Here is an 18,753-nt window from a genome sequence, read left to right on the forward strand (position 1 = left end):
GCCTCGCCCGACCTCAGAGGCCGAGCACCATCTTGGCCATGATGTTGTGCTGGATCTCGTTGGAGCCCGCGTAGATCGAGGTCTTGCGATAGTTGAAATACATCGGCGCCGTGGTCGCGGCATAGTCCGGTCCGGCGCGCGGCGTGTTGGTCCGGCCCTCGATCTCCGCCCAGGTGTCGCGCACGAAGGGCTGGCCAAAGATCCCGCAGGCCTCCAGCGCCAGCTCGGTGATCGCCTGCTGCGCCTGGCTGCCTTCCAGCTTCAGCATCGAGGAGGTCGCGCCCATGGCTTCGCCCGCCGCGCGGCCGGCGAACACCCGCAGCTCCGTGGCGTTCAGCGCCTCGACCTTGATCGAGACCTCCGACAGCTTCCTGCGGAACTCCGGGTCGTCCAGCATCCGCTGGCCAGCGTCCGACCGCTCCAGCCCGGCGATCGTTTTCACCTTGGCCAGCTGGTTGGTCAGCCCCGGCGCATAGGCGTTGCCGCGTTCGAACTGCAACAGGTACTTGGCATAGGTCCACCCCTGCCCCTCCTCGCCGATCCGATTGGCGACGGGCACGCGGACGTTGTCGAAGAACACCTGGTTGATCTCCTGGTCGCCCTCCGGCGGTCCGTCCAGGGTGACAATCGGCGAAAGGCTGATCCCCGGCGTCTTCATGTCCAGCAGCAGGAAGCTGATGCCCATCTGCCGGACCTGTTCGGTCGAGGTCCGCACGAGACAGAACATCCAGTCGGCCCACTGGCCATAGGTGGTCCAGGTCTTCGAGCCGTTGAGCACATAGTGGTCGCCGTCCCGCTCGGCCTTCATGGTCAGGCTGGCCAGGTCCGATCCCGCGCCGGGCTCGGAATAGCCCTGGCACCACCAGACATCGCTGGTGACGATCTTCGGCAGGTGCTGGGCCTTCTGCTCCGGCGTGCCGAACGCCATGATCACCGGGGCGCACATGCGAAAGCCCATGTTCGAGGTCGAGGGCGCGCCGGCCAGCGACATCTCCATGTCAAAGACGTACTTCTGCGCCGGGCTCCAGCCTGTGCCGCCATGTTCCACCGGCCAGTCGGGCGCGGCCCAGCCGCGATCATTGAGCCGCTTCAGCCAGCGGATCTGGCCGGCCTTGTCGATGTGGCCGTTCTTCGACTGGGCCATGTGGGCGCGCATGTCGTCGTCATAGGCCTCGGCGATAAAGGCCCGGACCTCACCCTGGAAGGCCAGGTCTTCCGCGCTGAAATCCAGGTCCATGCCTAGACCCCGTCGAGGTATTCGACCTCGGGCCGGCCGGCCAGGACGGCGGCGAACTTCGGTCCCGCGGCCTTGAAATAGTCGGTGCCCCCGTGGTGGGTCAGCGCGTCCTGGTCCTTGTAGAGCTCCAGGAACTTGTAGGTGTTCGGCTCGGTGCGGCTCTTGGTCAGCTCATAGGCCAGGTTGCCCGGCTCATTGGCGCGCACCTGCTTGGCCAGTTCGCCGGCGAAGGCCTCGAATTCGGCGCCCTTGCCCTCCTGGATCCTCAACACCGCGATCACACCAATGGTCATGCCGTCCTCCCGAAACGCTTGTTTGAAACGACGGTAGGATGCCCAGCTTGCCTACTCAACCCCGGTCATCCCCGCGAACGCGGGGACCCAGACGTTTTTCGGTCTGCCGCAACAGTTGACCTCGGTTCCCGCTCTCGCGGCGATGCGCGGGATTTAGCGGCTCTCGTTCCAGCCGTAGGCCACCCAGTGGTGGCCGCCGAGATGGCGGGCTTCGATGACGCCATCATTGCGCCGCGCCTGGGCGGTGCGCCGGGCCCGGAGCGCAAGGCCCGCGAAGCCCAGCAGGGCCGAGGCCATGACCGCGATCACCGCGACCGTGGCGGCGAACACGACCGCCAGGATCGCCCCGACTACGACAGCGGCGACGGTCGCCAGCAACCCGACCAGCATGGCCAGGCTGCGCAGGGCAGATCCGTGGCGGGCGGCGAACTCTTTCACCATGGCATTGTCCTCGTGAGCCCAGTTGCCGGGCTTGAATCGAACATCTCGCGCCGCCGGTTCCCTCCGTCAACAGAAGACAACCGATGGGGTATCCCGGCGCGCACTTATGCCGCGTCCCGCGGCCGCAGGGCGCGGCGTTCGCGCAGCGCTGTATCGTAGGCGGCGTTGATGCCGGCAGCCTTGGCCTCGGCGACCTCGACGAAGGCGTCGGGCAGGCCGCGGGCGCGGGCGCGGTCGGGGTGCGCCTCGGAGAGCAGCAGTTTCCAGGCGGCGTGCAGATCGCCGTCGGCGGCATCGTGGGCCACGCCCAGCACCGCATAGGGATCGCCGGGCTCGTGACCCAGGTGCGTGACCTTCAGGCGCCGGAACACCAGCGGGCTCTGCCCGAACAGGGCCGACACCCGCTCCAGATAGGCAAGCTCCTCGCCGGTCACCGCGCCGTCGGCGAAGGCCACGAAGAACAGGCCGTCCAGCACATCCTCCAGCAGCTGCGGGCACCCGCGATAGCGCTTCTCCAGCCGGCGCGCATAGCTCTCGAAGCCGCGCGTGGTCTGCCGCGCCAGCTGATAGAGCCGGCGCACATTGCCCTCGCTCCCCGCGTCAGCCTGGAATACCTCGGAGAAGGCGGTGTACTCGGACGCCTGGGCGTTGCCGTCGGCCTTGGCGAGCTTGGCGCCCAGCGCGGTGACCGCCGTGGAGAACGCCGGATCCTCGCCGGGCAGACCGGGCGGACAGACGTCGCACTCGGCCTCGTCGAGGTTGCGCGCGGCTAGGCCGGCAATTTTGCGCCAGAAGCTCATTGGGATAAGCAACCTTAAGAGTGTGGCGACGACAAGACAATCACGGGACGGGTTAAGTTTTGGACAGGTCCTGGCGTTTCTGGATCGACCGTGGGGGCACCTTCACCGATGTGATCGGCCAGGTCGCCCGGGGTCCGTACGCCGGTGCGGAGACCTCGCTGAAGCTGCTGTCCGCCTCGCCGGCCTATCCCGACGCCGCCGTGGAGGCCATGCGCCGCATGCTGGGCGCGAAAGCCGGCGAGCCCTTCCCGGCCGCCCGCGTGGACGCCATCAAGATGGGCACCACGGTGGCCACCAACGCCCTGCTGGAACGCGCCGGCGCCCGGACGCTGTTCGTCACCACCCGCGGATTTGGCGACGCTGTGCTGATCGGCGACCAGTCTCGGCCCGAGCTGTTCGCGCTTAACATCGTGCGCCCCGAACCACTCTATTCCGGCGTCATCGAGGCCGATGAACGACTGGACGCGGAGGGCGGGCTGGTGCGGCCGCTCGACACGGCGGCGCTGACCGAAGAGCTCAAGGCCGCGCTTGCCCAAGGGTTCACCTCCGTCGCCATCGCCTTCCTGCACGCCGACCTCAATCCGGCCCACGAACTGGCGGCCGGCGAGATCGCCAAGGCTGTCGGATTCTCATTCGTCGCGCTCGGCCACGAGGTTTCACCGCTGCCGCGCTTTCTGCCGCGCGCCGAGACCACCATCGCCGACGCCTACCTGACCCCGGTGCTGCAGGCCTATGTCCGCCAGGTCGCGCAAGCCGTCGGGGGCGCGCCGCTCTATTTCATGACCTCGGCGGGCGGCCTGGTCCGCGCCGAGGCCTTCCGGGGTCGCGACGCCGTGGTCTCCGGTCCGGCCGGCGGCGTCGTCGGGGTCGCGAGGACCGCCGAGCGGGCCGGAGCCGGCGCGGTCCTCGGACTGGACATGGGCGGCACCTCCACCGACGTCTGCCGTTACGCCGGCCAGCTGGAGCGCCGCGATGCGGCCCGGGTGGCGGGCGCCAGGATCCGCAGCCCCATGCTCGACGTCGAGACGGTGGCGGCTGGCGGCGGCTCGATCCTGGCCTTCGACGGCCTGCGCGCCCGCGCCGGCCCCGCCAGCGCCGGCGCCGATCCGGGCCCGGCCTGCTATGGCCGGGGCGGGCCAGCCACTGTCACCGACGCCAATCTGGTGCTGGGCCGCCTCAGCCCGGGTTTCTTTCCGAAGGTCTTCGGGCCCAGGGGCGACCAGCCGCTCGACCCCGGCGCCGCACGCGCGCGCCTCGCCGCCCTGGCGCAGGCCATGGGGGCGGACAGCGTCGAAGCCGCCGCCGAGGGCTTCGTCGCCGTCGCGGTCGAACAGATGGCCCAGGCGGTGCGCCGGATCTCCACCGAGCGCGGCTTCGATCCCCGCGACCACGCGCTGACAGCCTTTGGCGGCGCCGCCGGGCAGGTCGCCTGCCAGACCGCCGAGGCGCTCGGCGTGGGCGAGATCCTCTGCCCGGCCTACGCCAGCGTGCTCAGCGCCTGGGGCATCGGCCAGGCGCGGGTCACGGCCCTTCGCCAGGCCGGGCTGGAGGCGCCGCTGGACGCCGGCGGGCTTGATCGCGCCCGGACGCTTCTCGCCGAGGTCGAACAGGCCGCCCGCGCCGCCATGGTCGACCAGGGCGCGGCCGCGGGCGGCGTCCGCCAGACCCTGCGCCTGCGCTACGACGGCGCCGACGCGGAGCTGCCGGTCCCGCTGAGCGATCTGGCGTCCGCCAAGGCGGCGTTCGAGGCGGCCCACCAAAGGCTGTTCGGCTTCATCGAACCTGAGCGCGCCATCCTGATCGCGGCGGTCGAAGCGGAGGCGCAAGCCCTCCTCCTCGATGGAGGAGGGTTGGGTGGTGGTGTGGCCACAGACGCGGACCAAAAGGCCGAGGTTGGCGCAGGCGAAGGGCGCGTCAGGATATTCGCCCATGGCCAATGGCATGAGGCGCCCGTCATCCGCGCCGAGGCGTTGACCGCCGCCGACGGCCCCGCCCTGATCGTGCGGTCCGACACCCAGATCGCGCTGGCGCCCGGCTGGCGCGCCACCGCGCACGGCGACGGTCTGATCCGACTGACCCGCATCGCCACAGCCGCCGCCCCGACCCTGGCCTTGGACCGGCCCGATCCGGTCACGCTGGAGCTGTTCAACCGCCGGTTCATGGGGGTGGCCGAGGCGATGGGCGCGGCGCTGGAACGCACCGCCCACTCGGTGAACATCAAGGAGCGGCTCGACTTCTCCTGCGCCCTGTTCGACGCCGACGGCGGCCTGGTGGCCAACGCCCCGCACATGCCCGTCCACCTGGGCTCGATGGGGGCCAGCGTGCGCGCCGTCCGCGACCGGCGCCCCGTTCTGCATCCCGGCGAGGCCTTCGCGCTCAACAACCCCTACGCCGGCGGCACCCACCTGCCCGACATCACGGTGGTCATGCCGGTCTTTATGCCTGCCGCAACCCATCCCGCCTTCTACGTCGCCGCGCGCGGCCACCACGCCGACGTCGGCGGGATGCAGCCGGGCTCCATGCCGCCCTTCTCCAGGACCATCGACGAGGAGGGTGTCATGCTGGACGCCCTGCCGATCATGCGCGCGGGCCGCTTCCTGGAGGACGCGACTCGCGCCGCGCTGCTGGCCGGGCCGTGGCCCGCCCGCGATCCGGCTGCCAACCTGGCCGACCTGAAGGCCCAGATCGCCGCCTGCCAGGCCGGCGCGGCGGCAGTCTCCGCGATGATCGCCACCCATGGAGCCCCCGCCGTCGCCCGCTACATGACCTTCGTGCAGGAGAACGCCGCCGCCGCCGTCCGGCGCGCCATCGGCAGGCTCGGCGACGGCGCGGCCCGCGTGCCGATCGACGGCGGCGGGGAGATCGTCGTCACCACCACGGTGGACGCACCTGCCGGCGAAGCGACGCTGGATTTCACCGCCAGCGCCGACCAGCTGGCGAGCAATTTCAACGCGCCGTCGGCGATCGTCGACGCCGCCGCCCTCTACGTCTTCCGCACCCTGGTGGACGACGACATTCCGCTGAACGCCGGCTGCCTGGAGCCACTGAACATCCTGACCCGGCCGGGCTCGATGCTCGACCCGCGCCCGCCGGCCGCCGTCGTCGCCGGCAATGTCGAGACCAGCCAGCATGTGGTCGACGCCCTCTATGCGGCCCTCGGCGTCATGGCCAATTCCCAGGGCACCATGAGCAATTTCACTTTCGGAGACGACACCCGCCAGTACTATGAGACCCTCTGCGGCGGCTCCGGCGCCACGGCGGATGCGCCGGGGACCAGCGCCGTCCACACCCACATGACCAATTCCCGGCTGACCGATCCGGAAATCCTCGAGCGCCGCTTCCCGGTCCGCGTCGAGAGCTTCGGGGTCCGTCACCGGTCCGGAGGCGCGGGACGCAACCCCGGCGGCGACGGCGCGATCCGTCGTATCCGCTTTCTCGCGCCGATGGCCGCGGCCCTGCTGTCGTCGCGCCGCGAGCACGCCCCCCAGGGCCTGGCCGGCGGCGGCCCGGCCCTGCCCGGCGCCCAGCGTTTGATCGCCGCGTCCGGCACGGTTACAGACCTCCCAGGCTGCTTCGCCCTCAATGTCGAGGCGGGCGACACCGTCGAGATCGAGACCCCCGGCGGCGGCGGTTTCGGTTCCCCAGGATCTGACCCGCCTGAATTTCGCTGAAATCCTCAAGGCAACTGTTGCTCATGGCTCCTCTCTTCCTCGCGTTCGCCCTGTTCCTGCTCGGTCAACCGGCCGAGGCGCCGGCCGAAAGTCCCGCAGCCGAGCCGCCCGCGCCCGCGCCCGCCGCCGAAGACCGCTGGCCATCCGGCGCGCCGCATGACGACTATGCCTTCGTGGCCTGGTGCTATGGGACGCTGCGCGGCTATCTCGACCTGCATGACCAGGTGATGCCGGAGGTCACCCGCATCGAGGCCACCTACCGCCCGCCCGGTCGCAAACTGTCCGACGATCTCAAGGTCTATGCCGACATGGAGAAGGCCGGCCGCGCCCAGCTGAAAGTCTACCAGGCCGCCCTGACGGCGGCGGAAAAAGCCAGCCTCAAGCCGATCAACACGATCGGGGCGGCGGCGCTCAACAAGGGCCGGGCCACCTGGAACGCCGGCCCCGAGGTCACCAAGGCGCGCCTGGCTCAGGCCTGGATGAGCTGGACGCTGCCCGCCCGCTGTGACACCGCCGCCCGCGATCTCGAAGCCCGCGCCACCCTGTTCGGCGCCTCGTTCAAGGTGAACGACGAGCCAGAGGCGGCGCCCGCCGCCGCCGAAGCCACGCCGGCGCCTGAGACCGCGCCGCCGCCGCAACAACCGCCCGCGCCGACGCCGAACTAGCCCTTGAGATAGCCCGCCAGCCGCTCCAGGCCCGCGGCGTTGGTCTCCGGGCGGTTGGCGAAGCACCAGCGCAGCCAGCCCTGGCCTTCCGGCCCGAAGGCCGATCCAGGCGCGAGCCCGATCCCGGCCTTGTCGATCAAGGCCTTGGCGAGCGCGACGGAGTCGGTCACCCCCTCGATCCGGAAGAAGGCGTACATCCCGCCCTCCGGCTCCGGCGCCTCGACGCCCGGCATCTGGCGCAGCGCGCCCACCACCTGGTCCTTGGCGGCGGCCAGTTCCGCCCTCAGCGCCGCGATCGAGGGCTCGCCGTCGTTCAGCGCCGCGATGGCGCCCGACTGGATGAAGTCCGGCGCGCAGGAGGTGTTGTATTCCACGACCACCCCCATGGCCTCGGTCAGCGACCGGGGCAGCACCATCCAGCCCATCCGCCAGCCGGTCATCCGCCACGCCTTGGAAAAACTGTTGGTGGAGATCACCCGCTCGTCGTCGCCAGCCAGCGGTAGGAACGACGGCGCGGACCTCCCCATGACACCAGAGGGGGGGCCGAAGATCAGCCGCTCATAGACGTCGTCGCCGATCAGCCAGATGCCGTACCTGCGGCACCGCTCCAGGATCACGGCGCGGTCCTCGGCGGGCAGGGTCCAGCCGGTAGGGTTGTTCGGCGAATTGAGGAACAGCGCCTTGGTGTCGGGGGTCAGCGCGTCCATCAGCCGGTCGAGGTCGAGCCGCCAGCGCCCCTGCGCGCGGTCCAGTGACACGGTCTGCAGGCGCGCCGACAGGATGCGCGGGATTTCCACGATATTGGGCCAGGCCGGCGCGGTCACCACCACCCGGTCGCCCGGCGAGATCACCGCCTGGCTGACCAGCATCAGGGCGTTGACGCCGGCGCTGGCGATCCCCAGCCGCTCGATCGCGAACGGCTGTCCGTGCAGGCGCTGCAGATAGGCCGACAGCGCCTCGCGCAGGTCCTCGCGGCCCAGGTTGTGGGTATAGTAGGTCTCCCCCGCCAGCAGCGCCCTGGCGGCGGCCTCGCGGATGAAGGCCGGCGTCGGCTGGTCGCTCTCGCCGACCCAGAACTTCAGGATGTCCTTGCGGGCCATGCCGACATTGGCCACCTCGCGGATCTGCGAGGTGCGGAGCGCGAGAACTTCGGGGCGGGCGGTGGGGGACGATGACGTCAATTCGCGCATTCCCGCAGTGTCGGACGGATGAGCAATACAGTCTCCTTTTCACTCGCGCGCGCTGAATTGGGTTCGCCGCCGGCGGTCGCCCCACTTGCATCAGGCCTAGCTTAGGCGTTCATTAGGCGGGAGCTGTAGGGGCTGACCAGGACAACATGATCGACGTCTCGACGGGCTCGCTGCCGCGCTCATTCAAGCCCGCGGTTGTAATCGCCGTCTGTTTCTCGATCGCGGTCCTTGAGGGCTACGACATTCAGGCCCTGGGCGTGGCCGCCCCGGCGATGGGGAGGGCGCTGCATCTGGCGAAGGCGCAGATTGGCTTCGCAGGCAGCGCGGCGATGGTCGGCCTGATGATCGGCGCGGTGTTCGGGGGCTGGCTCGCCGACCAGATCGGCCGCAAGCCGGTGCTGGTCGCATCCGCCGTCTGGTTCGGGCTGTTCTCGCTCGTCACGGCGCTGGCGGTTGACGCCGACACCCTGATGCTGGCGCGCCTGGCCACCGGCCTGGGCTTCGGCGGCGCGTTGCCGAACATGATCGCGGTCGCCGCCGAGATCAGCGCTCCGCGCCGGCGCGCGGCGACGGTGACCTACATGACTGTGGGCATGCCGGCAGGCGGGACCCTGGCGGCCCTGGTCACGCGCTTAACCCCCGATGCCTTCGACTGGCGACTCATTTTCATCATCGGGGGGGTTCTGCCGCTGGCGGTTGCGCCGCTGGCGGGCTGGCTGCTGCCCGAGACCCGGCCCGCCCCGGCGGAGGGCAAGCAAATGTCGTTTCCAGCCCTTTTCGGCGGCGGCCGCTGGCTGCCGACTATCCTGCTTTGGCTGGCGTTCGGGTTTACCCTGATGGCGCAATACCTGATGCTCAACTGGTTGCCGACGCTGGCCATCGCCAAGGGCCTGGCCAAGGACACCGCCGCGCTCGCCGCCATCGTCTACAATCTGGCCGGGGTCGGGGGCGCGCTCCTGCTTGGCCTGATCGTTGACCGGTTCGGATACCGCTGGCCGTTCATAACCGCCTACCTTGGCGTGGTCGCCGCGATGGCCGGCCTAGTTGTCGCCACCGGCGTCGTTCCGATCCTGCTGCTGACAGCCATCGCCGGCTTCCTGCTCATCGGCGGACTGTTTCTGCTCTATGGCATGGCGCCATTCTACTATCCGGCCACGGTGCGGGCCACGGGAACAGGCGCCGCGGTGGGCGTCGGTCGCCTGGGCTCGGTCGCAGGACCGGCCATCGGCGGCCTGCTCCTGGCGGGCGGCGCCAGCGCCGGTCAGGTCGTTCAATCGATTCTGCCCATGGTCATCACAGCGGGGCTAGCCGCCGTGCTGCTCGCCGTGCTCGCCAGGCCCTACGCCGGTGGACCCGCGGGGCTGACACCCTAAGATCACGTCTGGCTGCCACCGCGGACCACGAGCATCAAGCGCCCTGGAGAGGCAGGCTACTTCCCGTCGGGCGCGGTGATCGGCCGGGCGTCCTTCCATCGATAGGGCAGCGTGTCGGGGATCACCGAGACCTCCGTGGTGAACTTGAGGGCGTACTTTCCACCACTCGGATAGGTGAGCTCGACAAAATAGGCCGTCCAGCCGTCCTTGGGCCTCGCCACCCTGCCCACCCAGGTTCCGTCCTTGCCGCGCGCCAGCGGGGTCGAGGTGAACGCCTTGCCGATGGTGTCGACGCGGAAGTCGCGGGCCTTGGGGTCATTGCCCTGCCACAGCCTGACCTCCAGCGGCCGGGTCTTGGAGCGCACGACGATCGCCCCGTCCTTACGCACCGTCCAGGCATAGTCCGGGATCGGCCGGCGGTTGAGCACCGCGTCGTAGAAGGCGGTGATGCTCTCGGAAATGTCCGTCCCCGCTGTGGAGTGCTTCGAATTGGGGATCATCCGCAGCCGCTTGATCTGCGGCAGCAGGTGGTAGGAAAACCGGGTGTTGTCCGGCGGGAAGTATTCGTCGCCCACCGCGTTGATCACATATTTCGGCATCCGCATGGCCGGCCGGTCGCGATAGTTCAGCGGGTCCTCGAGCTTGTTGACGGCGGCCAGGCCGGGCTTGCCGATCATGTCGGGGATCAGGTGGTTTTCGACATAGTCCTTCAGGGCCGGCGAGAAATAGCCCATCGCCTCCCAGTGGTGCTTGGCCGTCGCATCCACATCCAGGACGTTGATGACGATGGGGATGATGCCGACCACCCGCCTGTCGATGGCCCCGACCAGCCAGGTCGTCCAGGCCCGCTTGGAGCCGCCGGAGACCACGAAGCCGGTGATCTTCAGCCGCCCGCCGGCCTCGCCCGCAAGGTACTGCTGGATCGCGGTCATGGCCTGGGTTCCGCTCTTGACCATCGGCAGGCGCACCAGGTCCAGGGGATCGCGGTCGCGCGCGAACTTGGCCTGCTGATAGGCGATGATCTCGTCCTCGACGCGTGGCCTGGGGTCTTCGGTGAAGCGCAGCGGCTGATTGGGCACATCGTCCAGTTCGGCGACCACGGAGCCGGTCTCGACCGCCATCTTCGCCCAGCGGTCGGCCGCCTTGGTCGGCGCGGGGTCGGTGTTGTCGCCGCCGGTGATGTAGAGCAGCGCCTCGTGGTGGCGGACCTGATCCGGAACGATGACCGTCAGCCAGTGCGTCCACACCGGCTTGTCGACCTGTTTGTCAGTCAGCCAGGTCTGCGAGGTCATCCGCAGGACCGCCCCGTGATAGCCCGGCCCGGAGATCTGTCCCGCCACGGTCCAGGCGAACGCCGGATCGGGCCTGGCCACATAGGCGTCCAGCGCGTTCTTCGGATTGGCCGACGCCGGGCCGCCCGTCATGCAGGTCCACGCCAGCAAGGTCGCGGCCAGCCCGCCGCTCAACAGCTTCAGAAGTCGCATCGAAAGCCCCTCCAGATTGCGTCGTTAAGCCCCGTTCAGCCGCGCGGCGCCAGCCGCCGTTGCGCCAGCGCCGCGCAGGACGCCGAGCCGATCGGTCCGTCCTCGTCGTAGAGGAAGCATTCGCCGATCGCCACGCCGTCGCTGGCCCCATGGCCCACCACCTCATAGCCGATCCATTCGGTGCGCGGCTGGCGGTGCAGATAGAGCGTCACGTCGGAGTTGATGAATTCCAACCCTTCGTCCCCGGCGTTGGCGAAGGGGCTGGTGAAGTCCGCCGAGACCGCCACCCGCACGAAGGGGGTCAGCGCCCGGCCGGCGACGAGGTCGCGCACTTCGCTCACCCAGATCCGCTTCTGGCCGACGGTCCCGAAGTCGCCCTCGATCCGCCGCGTGGCCCACATCCCGCCCATGCCCGAGCGGCCGTCGGTAGGCGGGGCGATGTCGGCCGGCGCCGGGACGTCCCAGCTTGGCGGCTTCCAGACGTTGCCCGAAGGATTCTCCGTGCGCTTCAACAGCTGGCAGGTGGCGCGGCCGGCGCTGACCCCGCCGGAGATGAATTCCGCGTCGATCACCTTGATGCGGTTGCCGGCGCGCACCACACGGGTGACCACCTCGACCGGCGACAGGTCCGGCAGCCGGTACATGTCCACGGTCAGCCTTGCAGGGATGAAATCGGCGCTGCCGTGCAGCCGCTCGATCTCCGCGCCCAGCAGGCCGGCGATCACCCGCCCGTGCAGCGAGTTGGGGTTCCACGGCCCGCGGGCCGCCGCGGTCGGGACGTAATGCGCCCCCTCGATCTGGAAGAACGGTTCGTTGCTCATGCCCAAGCTGGGTAGAGGCGCGCAGCCATCGGATCAAGGCTGCCCTCCCATCCGCTCAGGAGGGCATGGCCCGGGCCTCAGCCCGTCGGTGCGTCCATCAGACCTGTGGCGGACTCCCGCTCGCCACGGCCGAGGATCGCGGTGATCGCCATGTCGCCGGTGACGTTGCCGATGGTGCGGAAGATGTCGGGGATCACCTCGACGGCGATCAGGATCGGCAAGAGGTCCACCGGCAGGCCCAGCGTCAGGCACAGCGGCGCCACGCTGGCGAAGAACGAGATCTGGCCGGGCAGGCTGACCGAGGCCAGGCTGGTGGCCACCGAGACGAAGATCGCGCCGGCGTACTGCCCCGCGCTCGGGTGCACGCCGTAGATCCGCGCCAGGAACAGGGCCACGCCCAGGTTGGCGACCGGGCCGGTGATGCGAAACAGCGCCACGGCCAGCGGCAGGACGATGCCGGTCACCCGGTCGGCGATCCCCAGGTCGTCGCGCGACCGCTCGATCATCGCCGGCAGGCAGGCCAGCGACGACTGGGTGGCGAACGCCGCCACCTGCACCGGCGCCACCGCCCGCGCCCACAGGCCCAGCGGCACGCGGCCGACGGTCAGGGCCAGCAGGTAGGCGATGGCGGTCATGCCGATGTTGGCCAGGGAGATGGCCGCCACATAGTGGGCGATCTCGCCGGCCGCGCCGATGCCGGCGCGCAGGCCGACGCCCAGGCCCAGCGCGAACACCCCCACGGGCGCGGCCCACAGCACCCAGCGCACGATGGTCACCATCGCCTCGCCGATCGATTCGAAGAATTCGGTGATCGCGCGCCGCCGGGCGTCGGGCAGGCGGGTGACGGCAAAGCCGAAGAAGCTGGCGAACACCACCAGGGGCAGGATGGCGTCCTCGGACGCGGCTTTCAGCGCGTTCTGCGGCGCCAGGCCCTTGATGAAGCCTATCAGGCTGGGCGCCTGCTTGATCAGGTCCGGCGCGGCCGTGGCCCCGGCCTTCAGCGCCGCGGCGCCCGCCTCGCCCACCGGCCACAGCGCGTAGAAGCCGTTGGCGAAGACCACGGTGTAGCAGGCGCCGAAGGTCAGCAGTCCGACGATCAGCATCAGCGTCCGGACCGCCAGCCGTCCGGTGGCCGCGGCGTCCGCCACGCCGGCGATCCCGGTCACCAGCACCGCGAAGATCAGCGGCACCACGGTCATTCGCAGGCTGTTGAGCCACAGCCCGCCCACCGATTCGAACAGCTCGATGCCGCCCTTGATGTCAGCCCCGCCATAGGCCGCCGCCGCCGCGCCCAGAGCCAGGCCGGCCACGAGCGCGATCAGCACCCGCACGCTCAGCGATCTCAGCATGCAAACTCTCCCGGCCCCGGGAAGACCTTGGCGCGGCGCCTTCCCCCGCGCAAGGAAGGTCCGTAAGGCTCAACCGATCGCGGAGGACCACCCATGGCCGGCCTGAAGGACAAGCGCGGCTTCATCGACAAGGACCGCCTCGATCTCTCCGAGCGCAAGGCCGTGGAATACTGGATGAAACGCTGGGGGGTGACCAAGGACCAGCTCACCGCCGCCCACCGCAAGGTCGGCCGCCTGACCAAGGACCTCGCCGCCGAGCTGGGCAAGAAGCGTTAGGGTCGCCCCTCAGCCGGCGGCCGCGTCCGGGGTGCTGACTTCGGCCGCGTCCCACCGCAGGCAGCGCGAGAGAGCGGTGACGAGTTCGTGTGGCGAGATCGGCTTGCGCACCAGGCCGTCGAACACCGACGCCGCGCCTTCGAACTGCGCCATGTCCACATCGGCCGAGAAGGCCAGGACCGGCGTGTCGCGATTGGGGCCGTCAGCGGCGCGGATCCTGGCGACGGCCGCCGGACCGTCCAGGCCGGGCATCCGGATGTCCATCAGCACCGCGTCGAACGGTGTCGTGGCGGCGGCCTCGACGGCGGCGAGCCCGTCGCTGGCCTCGCTGACCTCCACACCGATCCGCGAGAGAATCGCACGGGCCAGCTCGCGATTGACCGCGTTGTCATCGACCACCAGCACCCGGGCGCCGTCGAGCAGGCTCTCGTCGCCGCCGACTGGCGCGGCCACCGCCAGATCGGCGATGGGGGCGGCGATCGTGAAGTGGAACACCGACCCCTGTCCCGGCCGGCTGCGGACGCCGATCTCGCCGCCCATGGCCTCGACCAGCCCCTTGCAGATCGCCAGCCCAAGGCCGGTGCCGCCGTGGCGGCGCGTCGATGACGCATCGACCTGGGAGAAACGCTGGAACAGCCGCCGCGTCTGGGCCCTGGTCAGGCCCGGGCCGGTGTCCTCGACCCGGATCTCGAGCCGCCCGGCCCCCCCAACATAGGCTGGGGCGTTATAGGCCGCGACCACGCGCACCTCGCCGGTGTCGGTGAATTTGATCGCATTGCCGACCAGGTTCATCAGGATCTGGCGCACCCGATCGGCATCGATCAACAGGCCGGCCGGCAAGTCGCCTTCGGTGACGAAGGCGAGCGCCAGGCCCTTGGCCTCAGCCTGCGGCGAGAACAGGTCCAACGCCTCTGCCAGGGCCTCGCCCGGCGCCGTCGGGCGCGGCGTGATCTCGACCTGGCCGGCCTCGAGCTTGGAGAAATCCAGGACGTCGTTGACGATCGACAGCAGGGCCTGGCCGGCGCTGGCGACCCTGCGGATCTGGGTCTGCGCGGCCGCGTCCAGATCGGCCCGCGCGGCGAGCAGGCTGGTGAAGCCGACGATGGCGGTGAGCGGGGTGCGGATCTCGTGGCTCATATTGGCCATGAACGCCGACTTCACCTGGGCGGCGTCCTCCGCCGCTGTCTTGGCCGCGCGCAGTTCGGCCTCCAGCCGGACCTTGGCGGTGATGTCACGCCGCACATCGATCACTTCGCTCGGGGCGCCGTCGGCGTCGCGGACCAGGATCGGCGTACCCTCCAGCCAGATCCAGCTGCCATCCTGGTGGCGCACGCGATAGGTGAGCGGCTCGCGCAAGGGCGTGCCGCCGATCAGGTCCCGATAGACCGCCAGGGCCGGCGCAACGTCATCGGGATGCAACAGCGGTATCATGCTGGCGCCGGTGACCTGCGCCACCGGATAGCCGGTCACTGCAGTGACCGAGGGCGAGAAATACCGGACCCGCCCGTCGATCCCCATCCGTGAGATGATGTCAGTGGCGCTTTCGGCGATCAGCCGGTGGCGATGCTCGCTCTCGGCCAGCGCCTCCTGGGCGGCGTGGCGCGCGCTGGCGTCGCGGATCACCGCGACGATCGCGGCTGGGCGTTGATCCTCGCCCCGCACCATCTTGAACTGGGTTTCGACCCAGATGGTTCGCCCGTCCTTGTGGGTCGCCCGATGCTGCACCGTCTTGCGGTCCAGTCCGGCGCCCAGCTCGGCGAAGGCTTCGAGGATCAGGGGATGGTCTTCGGGCGACACGAAGGCCTGCGCGGGCTTGCCGCGCATTTCCTGCGGCGTGAAGCCCAGCAGGCCCTCGATCGCCGGCGAGATGTAGTTGCTCGACCCATCGAGCCCGATGCGGGTGATCACATCGCCCATATTGTCAGCCAGCAGGCGGTAGCGCGCCTCGCCGCGCTTCACCCGTTCGACGTCGCGCACCTGGTCGGTGAGGTCCTGAAACACCCCGATGATCGCCGCCGTCTCGCCGGTCGGGGTCAGCTCGCAGACCGCCTTGCAGACCACATGGCGCAGCTCGCCGTCGGCGCGCATCAGCTGCAGCTGAAACGCAAAATCCTCCTGATGGCTCAGCGCGCGTTCGACAAAGCGAGCCACGGCCGCCTGGTCCTGCGGCAGGTAGAAGCCGACGCCCGAATCGACATTCGGGTTGAAGGTGGCGCGATCGACGCCGTGGATGCGATAGACCTCGTCGGACCATTCGACGACGCCGTCCGGGCTGACCCGCCAGTGGCCGACCCCGGACATGGCCTCGGCCATGGACAGCAGCCGCTGCCGCTCCTCGGCTTCGCGGATCGCCCGGCTGACCTCGAGCTCATCCATCGCCAGCCGCGCCAGCATCTTGAACCGCCGGGCCTCCTCCTCGCTCAACCCAGTGCGGGGCTTGGTGTCGATCAGGCACAGGGTCCCCAGGCAGTGACCCTGCGCGGTCGCCAGGGTCGCACCGGCGTAGAAGCGGATGTCCGGCGCCCCGGTCACCAGCGGGTTGCCGGCAAACCGCGGATCGGCCGTGGCGTCGGGAACCACCAGCACGGTGTCGGGACCGCCGCGGATCGCGTGATCGCAGAACGCCCAGCTCCGCGGCGTTTCGCGCGCGTCCAGCCCATGGTGCGACTTGAACCACTGGCGTTCCTCGTCCACCAGCGAGACCAGCGAGATCGGCATCCCGAACAGGTCGGCGGCCAGCGCGGTGATCCGGTCGAAGCGGCCCTCGGCCTGCGTGTCCAGGACCCCATGGGACCTGAGCGCCTGCAAGCGATCAGCTTCGATATCGGCCACCGACGTTCTCCCCGGAAAGCCGGCACGATAGGCGACGAGGCCGAAGACGGGGTTAATCGCGCGCAACCTTAGGTTCAAAGGCGCCGCAGGGGGATCGAACCCGCGCCTTGGGCGTTTTGCAGGACCTGTCCCGATAAAGGAGATCCGATGCCGCGCCTGCGCAAGCAGCTTCCCCCACAGACCGGCGTCGGCGAGCTGCGCTTCGGCGGGTTCTCAGGCGTGGTGGACTATGAGATCCTCGGCGAGCCATCCACGCTGCGGCTGGGGCCACTGCGCCTGCGCGGCGCCTTTACCACAACGCCGCAGATCGCGGCCGACGCCTTCCGCGCCGGGGAGGCGGAGCTGGCGCTCGACAGCGGCGCGCGTTTCCGCGTCACCCTGCTGGGCCATTCGACCGACTCCGGCGTCGTCTATTTCGAGATGCGCGTCTAGGAGCCCCCGCTGTCAACGCGCCTCGATCGCCATGTCGCAGACGCTGAACGCCGGCCCCAGCCGACGCTTCAGCCGCGCGACCTTGGCGGCGAAAAGGCCGCCCCGTTCATTCAGCACCTCGAGGTTCGGACGCTCAGCTGCCGGCAGGTCGGCGGCCAGGCGCACGCGGATCATCCGGTCCGGCGCGGCCGGCGGCTCGCCCACGGTGATCGCCCGCGCCACGTCCAGGCCCCGCACCACCCGGCCCCAGACCGCATAGTCATGATCCAGCCGCCGCGCCGGGGCGCGCATGAAGAAGATCTCGCTGTTGGCGGTGTCGATCCCGGCCTGTCGCCCCATCCCGGCCACGCCGGCGCAATAGGCGCCCCAGACCCGCAGGCGAGGGTCGCCGCCCGACGCCTGTTCCGCCGCCGAGACGCCGATGATCGGGATCGCGCCGAGAAATCCCTCCACCGCGTCGCTGCGGCGCACGATCACCCTGGCCCGCGCCGGCTCGGACAGCCGCGCGGTGAATTCCGCCGGCAGGTCCGGATAGGTCGAGGTCCCGCCGTCGTGGTTGTTCGGATTGCCCGTCTGGTCGACGAAGCCCTCGATCACCCGGTGAAAGAGCAGCCCGTCATAGACGCCTTCCCGCGCCAGCCGCTTTACGCGGTCCACCGCCAGGGGCGCGAGCTCCGGCGCCATCTCCACCACGATCCGCCCCTTGGAGGTCTCGACCACCAGGGTGTTGCGCGGGTCCAGACCTCGCCAGTCCGGCTCCGCCCGCGCCGCCCCGATCGTCAGGGCGGCGGCGAACAGCAGGGCGGCTGTCCTGATCGACCGCATACCTTGAACTCCGCCCATCCTGTCCGTTCCGGAAACAGTCTTCTGCCCCTCGCGCTCTTTCCCCCGCGATCCGGCAGCCTATCTTGCCCTCGACAGCGCGCCTAGACAGGCGCCGGAAAGGACCACCCGATGATCGACAAACGCCCCTTCGAAAGTCTCGGCGGCGCGGACCATGGCTGGCTGAAGGCCCGGCATCATTTCTCGTTCGCCGGCTATCACGACCCCAGGCGGATGGGCTGGGGCGCCTTGCGCGTCTGGAACGACGACGAGATCGCCGCCAACGCCGGCTTCCCGCCACACCCGCACGCCGACATGGAGATCGTCACCTATGTCCGCCAAGGCGCCATCACCCACAAGGACAGCCTGGGCAACGAAGGCCGCACCGCCGCCGGCGACGTCCAGGTGATGAGCGCCGGCTCCGGCATCCGCCATGCCGAATACAATCTCGAGGACGCGACCACGACCCTGTTCCAGATCTGGATCGAGACCGACCGGCCCGGCGGTCCCCCCGCCTGGGGCGCCCGGCCGTTTCCCAGGGACGAGCGCGCCGGCCGGTTCGTGACCCTGGCCAGCGGCATCGCGGGCGACATCGACGCCCTGCCGATCCGCACCGCGGCCCGCGTGCTGGGCGCCACGCTGAAGGCCGGCGAGAGCGCCGAATATCCGCTGACGCCGGAGCGCCACGCCTATCTGGTGGCCTCGCAAGGGTCGGTGGAGGTCAATGGCGTCCGCCTCGACACCCGGGACGGCGCGGCCATCTCCGGCGAGACCGCGCTGCACGTCACCGCCCTCGCCGACGCCGAGGTGGTGCTGGTCGACGCGGCCTAGGCAGACGCGACATTCAACTCAGCCGGGATCGACGCTCCCGCGTAGGCTACCGGATTCACACATCTCGCTGAAGCGCGGCAGGTTCAGCCTGAGATCACAGGCTGATGGGAGCGCCAAGAGCCCTCTCCCCCTTGCGGGGAGAGGGTTGGGTGTGGGGGTGTCAGCTCTGAGTCGGAGACGTCGCACCGAAGACCTGTGAACCAACGCCCGCCGCCGAGTTTGCACCCCCACCCCAA

15 protein-coding genes and 1 pseudogene are annotated in these 18,753 nt (G+C 69.9%); 6 read left to right on the forward strand and 10 right to left on the reverse strand.

The genetic code is table 11. The features are described from left to right. Positions 1-13: 13 nt before the first annotated feature. The 4 genes from RMN86_RS16250 to RMN86_RS16265 all read right to left on the reverse strand — a co-directional run bounded on the left by RMN86_RS16250 (position 14) and on the right by RMN86_RS16265 (position 2,771). Positions 14-1,237, reverse strand: a complete 1,224-nt coding sequence (locus tag RMN86_RS16250; protein WP_309606903.1) for an acyl-CoA dehydrogenase family protein — start codon at positions 1,235-1,237, stop codon at positions 14-16. 2 nt (positions 1,238-1,239) lie between these two features. After that, complete coding sequence (locus RMN86_RS16255; protein WP_309606904.1) at positions 1,240-1,530, reverse strand: putative quinol monooxygenase; 291 nt, start codon at positions 1,528-1,530, stop codon at positions 1,240-1,242. A gap of 153 nt (positions 1,531-1,683) precedes the next feature. Next, positions 1,684-1,971 (reverse strand): hypothetical protein, encoded by a 288-nt coding sequence (locus RMN86_RS16260; protein ID WP_309606905.1) that lies wholly within the window; start codon positions 1,969-1,971, stop codon positions 1,684-1,686. 104 nt (positions 1,972-2,075) lie between these two features. Next, positions 2,076-2,771 carry a DnaJ family molecular chaperone gene (locus RMN86_RS16265; RefSeq protein WP_309606906.1) on the reverse strand — a complete coding sequence of 232 codons (696 nt, stop codon included), beginning with the start codon at positions 2,769-2,771 and terminating at the stop codon, positions 2,076-2,078. Positions 2,772-2,830: 59 nt separating this feature from the next. Between RMN86_RS16265 and RMN86_RS16270 the strand changes: the two genes are divergently transcribed. Then, positions 2,831-6,442, forward strand: coding sequence for a hydantoinase B/oxoprolinase family protein (locus RMN86_RS16270; RefSeq protein WP_309606907.1), 3,612 nt, complete (start codon positions 2,831-2,833; stop codon positions 6,440-6,442). A 23-nt stretch (positions 6,443-6,465) separates the two neighbouring features. Further along, positions 6,466-7,107: a hypothetical protein gene (locus tag RMN86_RS16275; protein ID WP_309606908.1), complete on the forward strand. Its 642-nt coding sequence runs from the start codon at positions 6,466-6,468 to the stop codon at positions 7,105-7,107. On the opposite strand, the gene RMN86_RS16280 is transcribed toward RMN86_RS16275, so the two are convergent. After that, complete coding sequence (locus tag RMN86_RS16280; RefSeq protein ID WP_309606909.1) at positions 7,104-8,288, reverse strand: pyridoxal phosphate-dependent aminotransferase; 1,185 nt, start codon at positions 8,286-8,288, stop codon at positions 7,104-7,106. The genes RMN86_RS16275 and RMN86_RS16280 overlap by 4 nt on opposite strands. Before the next feature lie 155 nt (positions 8,289-8,443). Here RMN86_RS16280 and RMN86_RS16285 point away from each other — a divergent pair. Beyond that, a pseudogene (locus tag RMN86_RS16285) lies at positions 8,444-9,610 on the forward strand (MFS transporter); the annotation flags it as partial. Positions 9,611-9,726: 116 nt separating this feature from the next. Here the strand turns inward: RMN86_RS16285 and RMN86_RS16290 are convergent. The 3 genes from RMN86_RS16290 to RMN86_RS16300 form a co-directional block, all read right to left on the reverse strand. Beyond that, positions 9,727-11,154 (reverse strand): PhoPQ-activated protein PqaA family protein, encoded by a 1,428-nt coding sequence (locus RMN86_RS16290; protein WP_309606911.1) that lies wholly within the window; start codon positions 11,152-11,154, stop codon positions 9,727-9,729. A 35-nt stretch (positions 11,155-11,189) separates the two neighbouring features. Further along, positions 11,190-11,975, reverse strand: coding sequence for an acyl-CoA thioesterase domain-containing protein (locus RMN86_RS16295; protein WP_309606912.1), 786 nt, complete (start codon positions 11,973-11,975; stop codon positions 11,190-11,192). 77 nt (positions 11,976-12,052) lie between these two features. Further along, positions 12,053-13,324 carry a cation:dicarboxylate symporter family transporter gene (locus RMN86_RS16300; protein WP_309606913.1) on the reverse strand — a complete coding sequence of 424 codons (1,272 nt, stop codon included), beginning with the start codon at positions 13,322-13,324 and terminating at the stop codon, positions 12,053-12,055. Between the two features lie 93 nt (positions 13,325-13,417). Here RMN86_RS16300 and RMN86_RS16305 point away from each other — a divergent pair, with 93 nt between their 5' ends. Next, positions 13,418-13,600 (forward strand): DUF3606 domain-containing protein, encoded by a 183-nt coding sequence (locus RMN86_RS16305; protein WP_309606914.1) that lies wholly within the window; start codon positions 13,418-13,420, stop codon positions 13,598-13,600. Positions 13,601-13,609: 9 nt separating this feature from the next. Here the strand turns inward: RMN86_RS16305 and RMN86_RS16310 are convergent, their stop codons facing one another. Continuing rightward, positions 13,610-16,432: a PAS domain S-box protein gene (locus RMN86_RS16310; protein WP_309606915.1), complete on the reverse strand. Its 2,823-nt coding sequence runs from the start codon at positions 16,430-16,432 to the stop codon at positions 13,610-13,612. A 147-nt stretch (positions 16,433-16,579) separates the two neighbouring features. On the opposite strand from RMN86_RS16310, the gene RMN86_RS16315 reads away from it, so the two are divergent. Continuing rightward, complete coding sequence (locus RMN86_RS16315; protein WP_309606916.1) at positions 16,580-16,864, forward strand: hypothetical protein; 285 nt, start codon at positions 16,580-16,582, stop codon at positions 16,862-16,864. 12 nt (positions 16,865-16,876) lie between these two features. On the opposite strand, the gene RMN86_RS16320 is transcribed toward RMN86_RS16315, so the two are convergent. Continuing rightward, positions 16,877-17,689 carry a peptidylprolyl isomerase gene (locus RMN86_RS16320; RefSeq protein ID WP_309606917.1) on the reverse strand — a complete coding sequence of 271 codons (813 nt, stop codon included), beginning with the start codon at positions 17,687-17,689 and terminating at the stop codon, positions 16,877-16,879. Between the two features lie 129 nt (positions 17,690-17,818). Here RMN86_RS16320 and RMN86_RS16325 point away from each other — a divergent pair, with 129 nt between their 5' ends. Continuing rightward, entirely contained in the window at positions 17,819-18,517 is a 699-nt protein-coding gene (locus RMN86_RS16325; protein WP_309606918.1) for a pirin family protein, read from the forward strand. The last annotated feature ends 236 nt before the right edge of the window (positions 18,518-18,753 follow it).

This window comes from Phenylobacterium sp., from assembly GCF_031360265.1.
Taxonomy (GTDB): Bacteria; Pseudomonadota; Alphaproteobacteria; order Caulobacterales; family Caulobacteraceae; genus Phenylobacterium.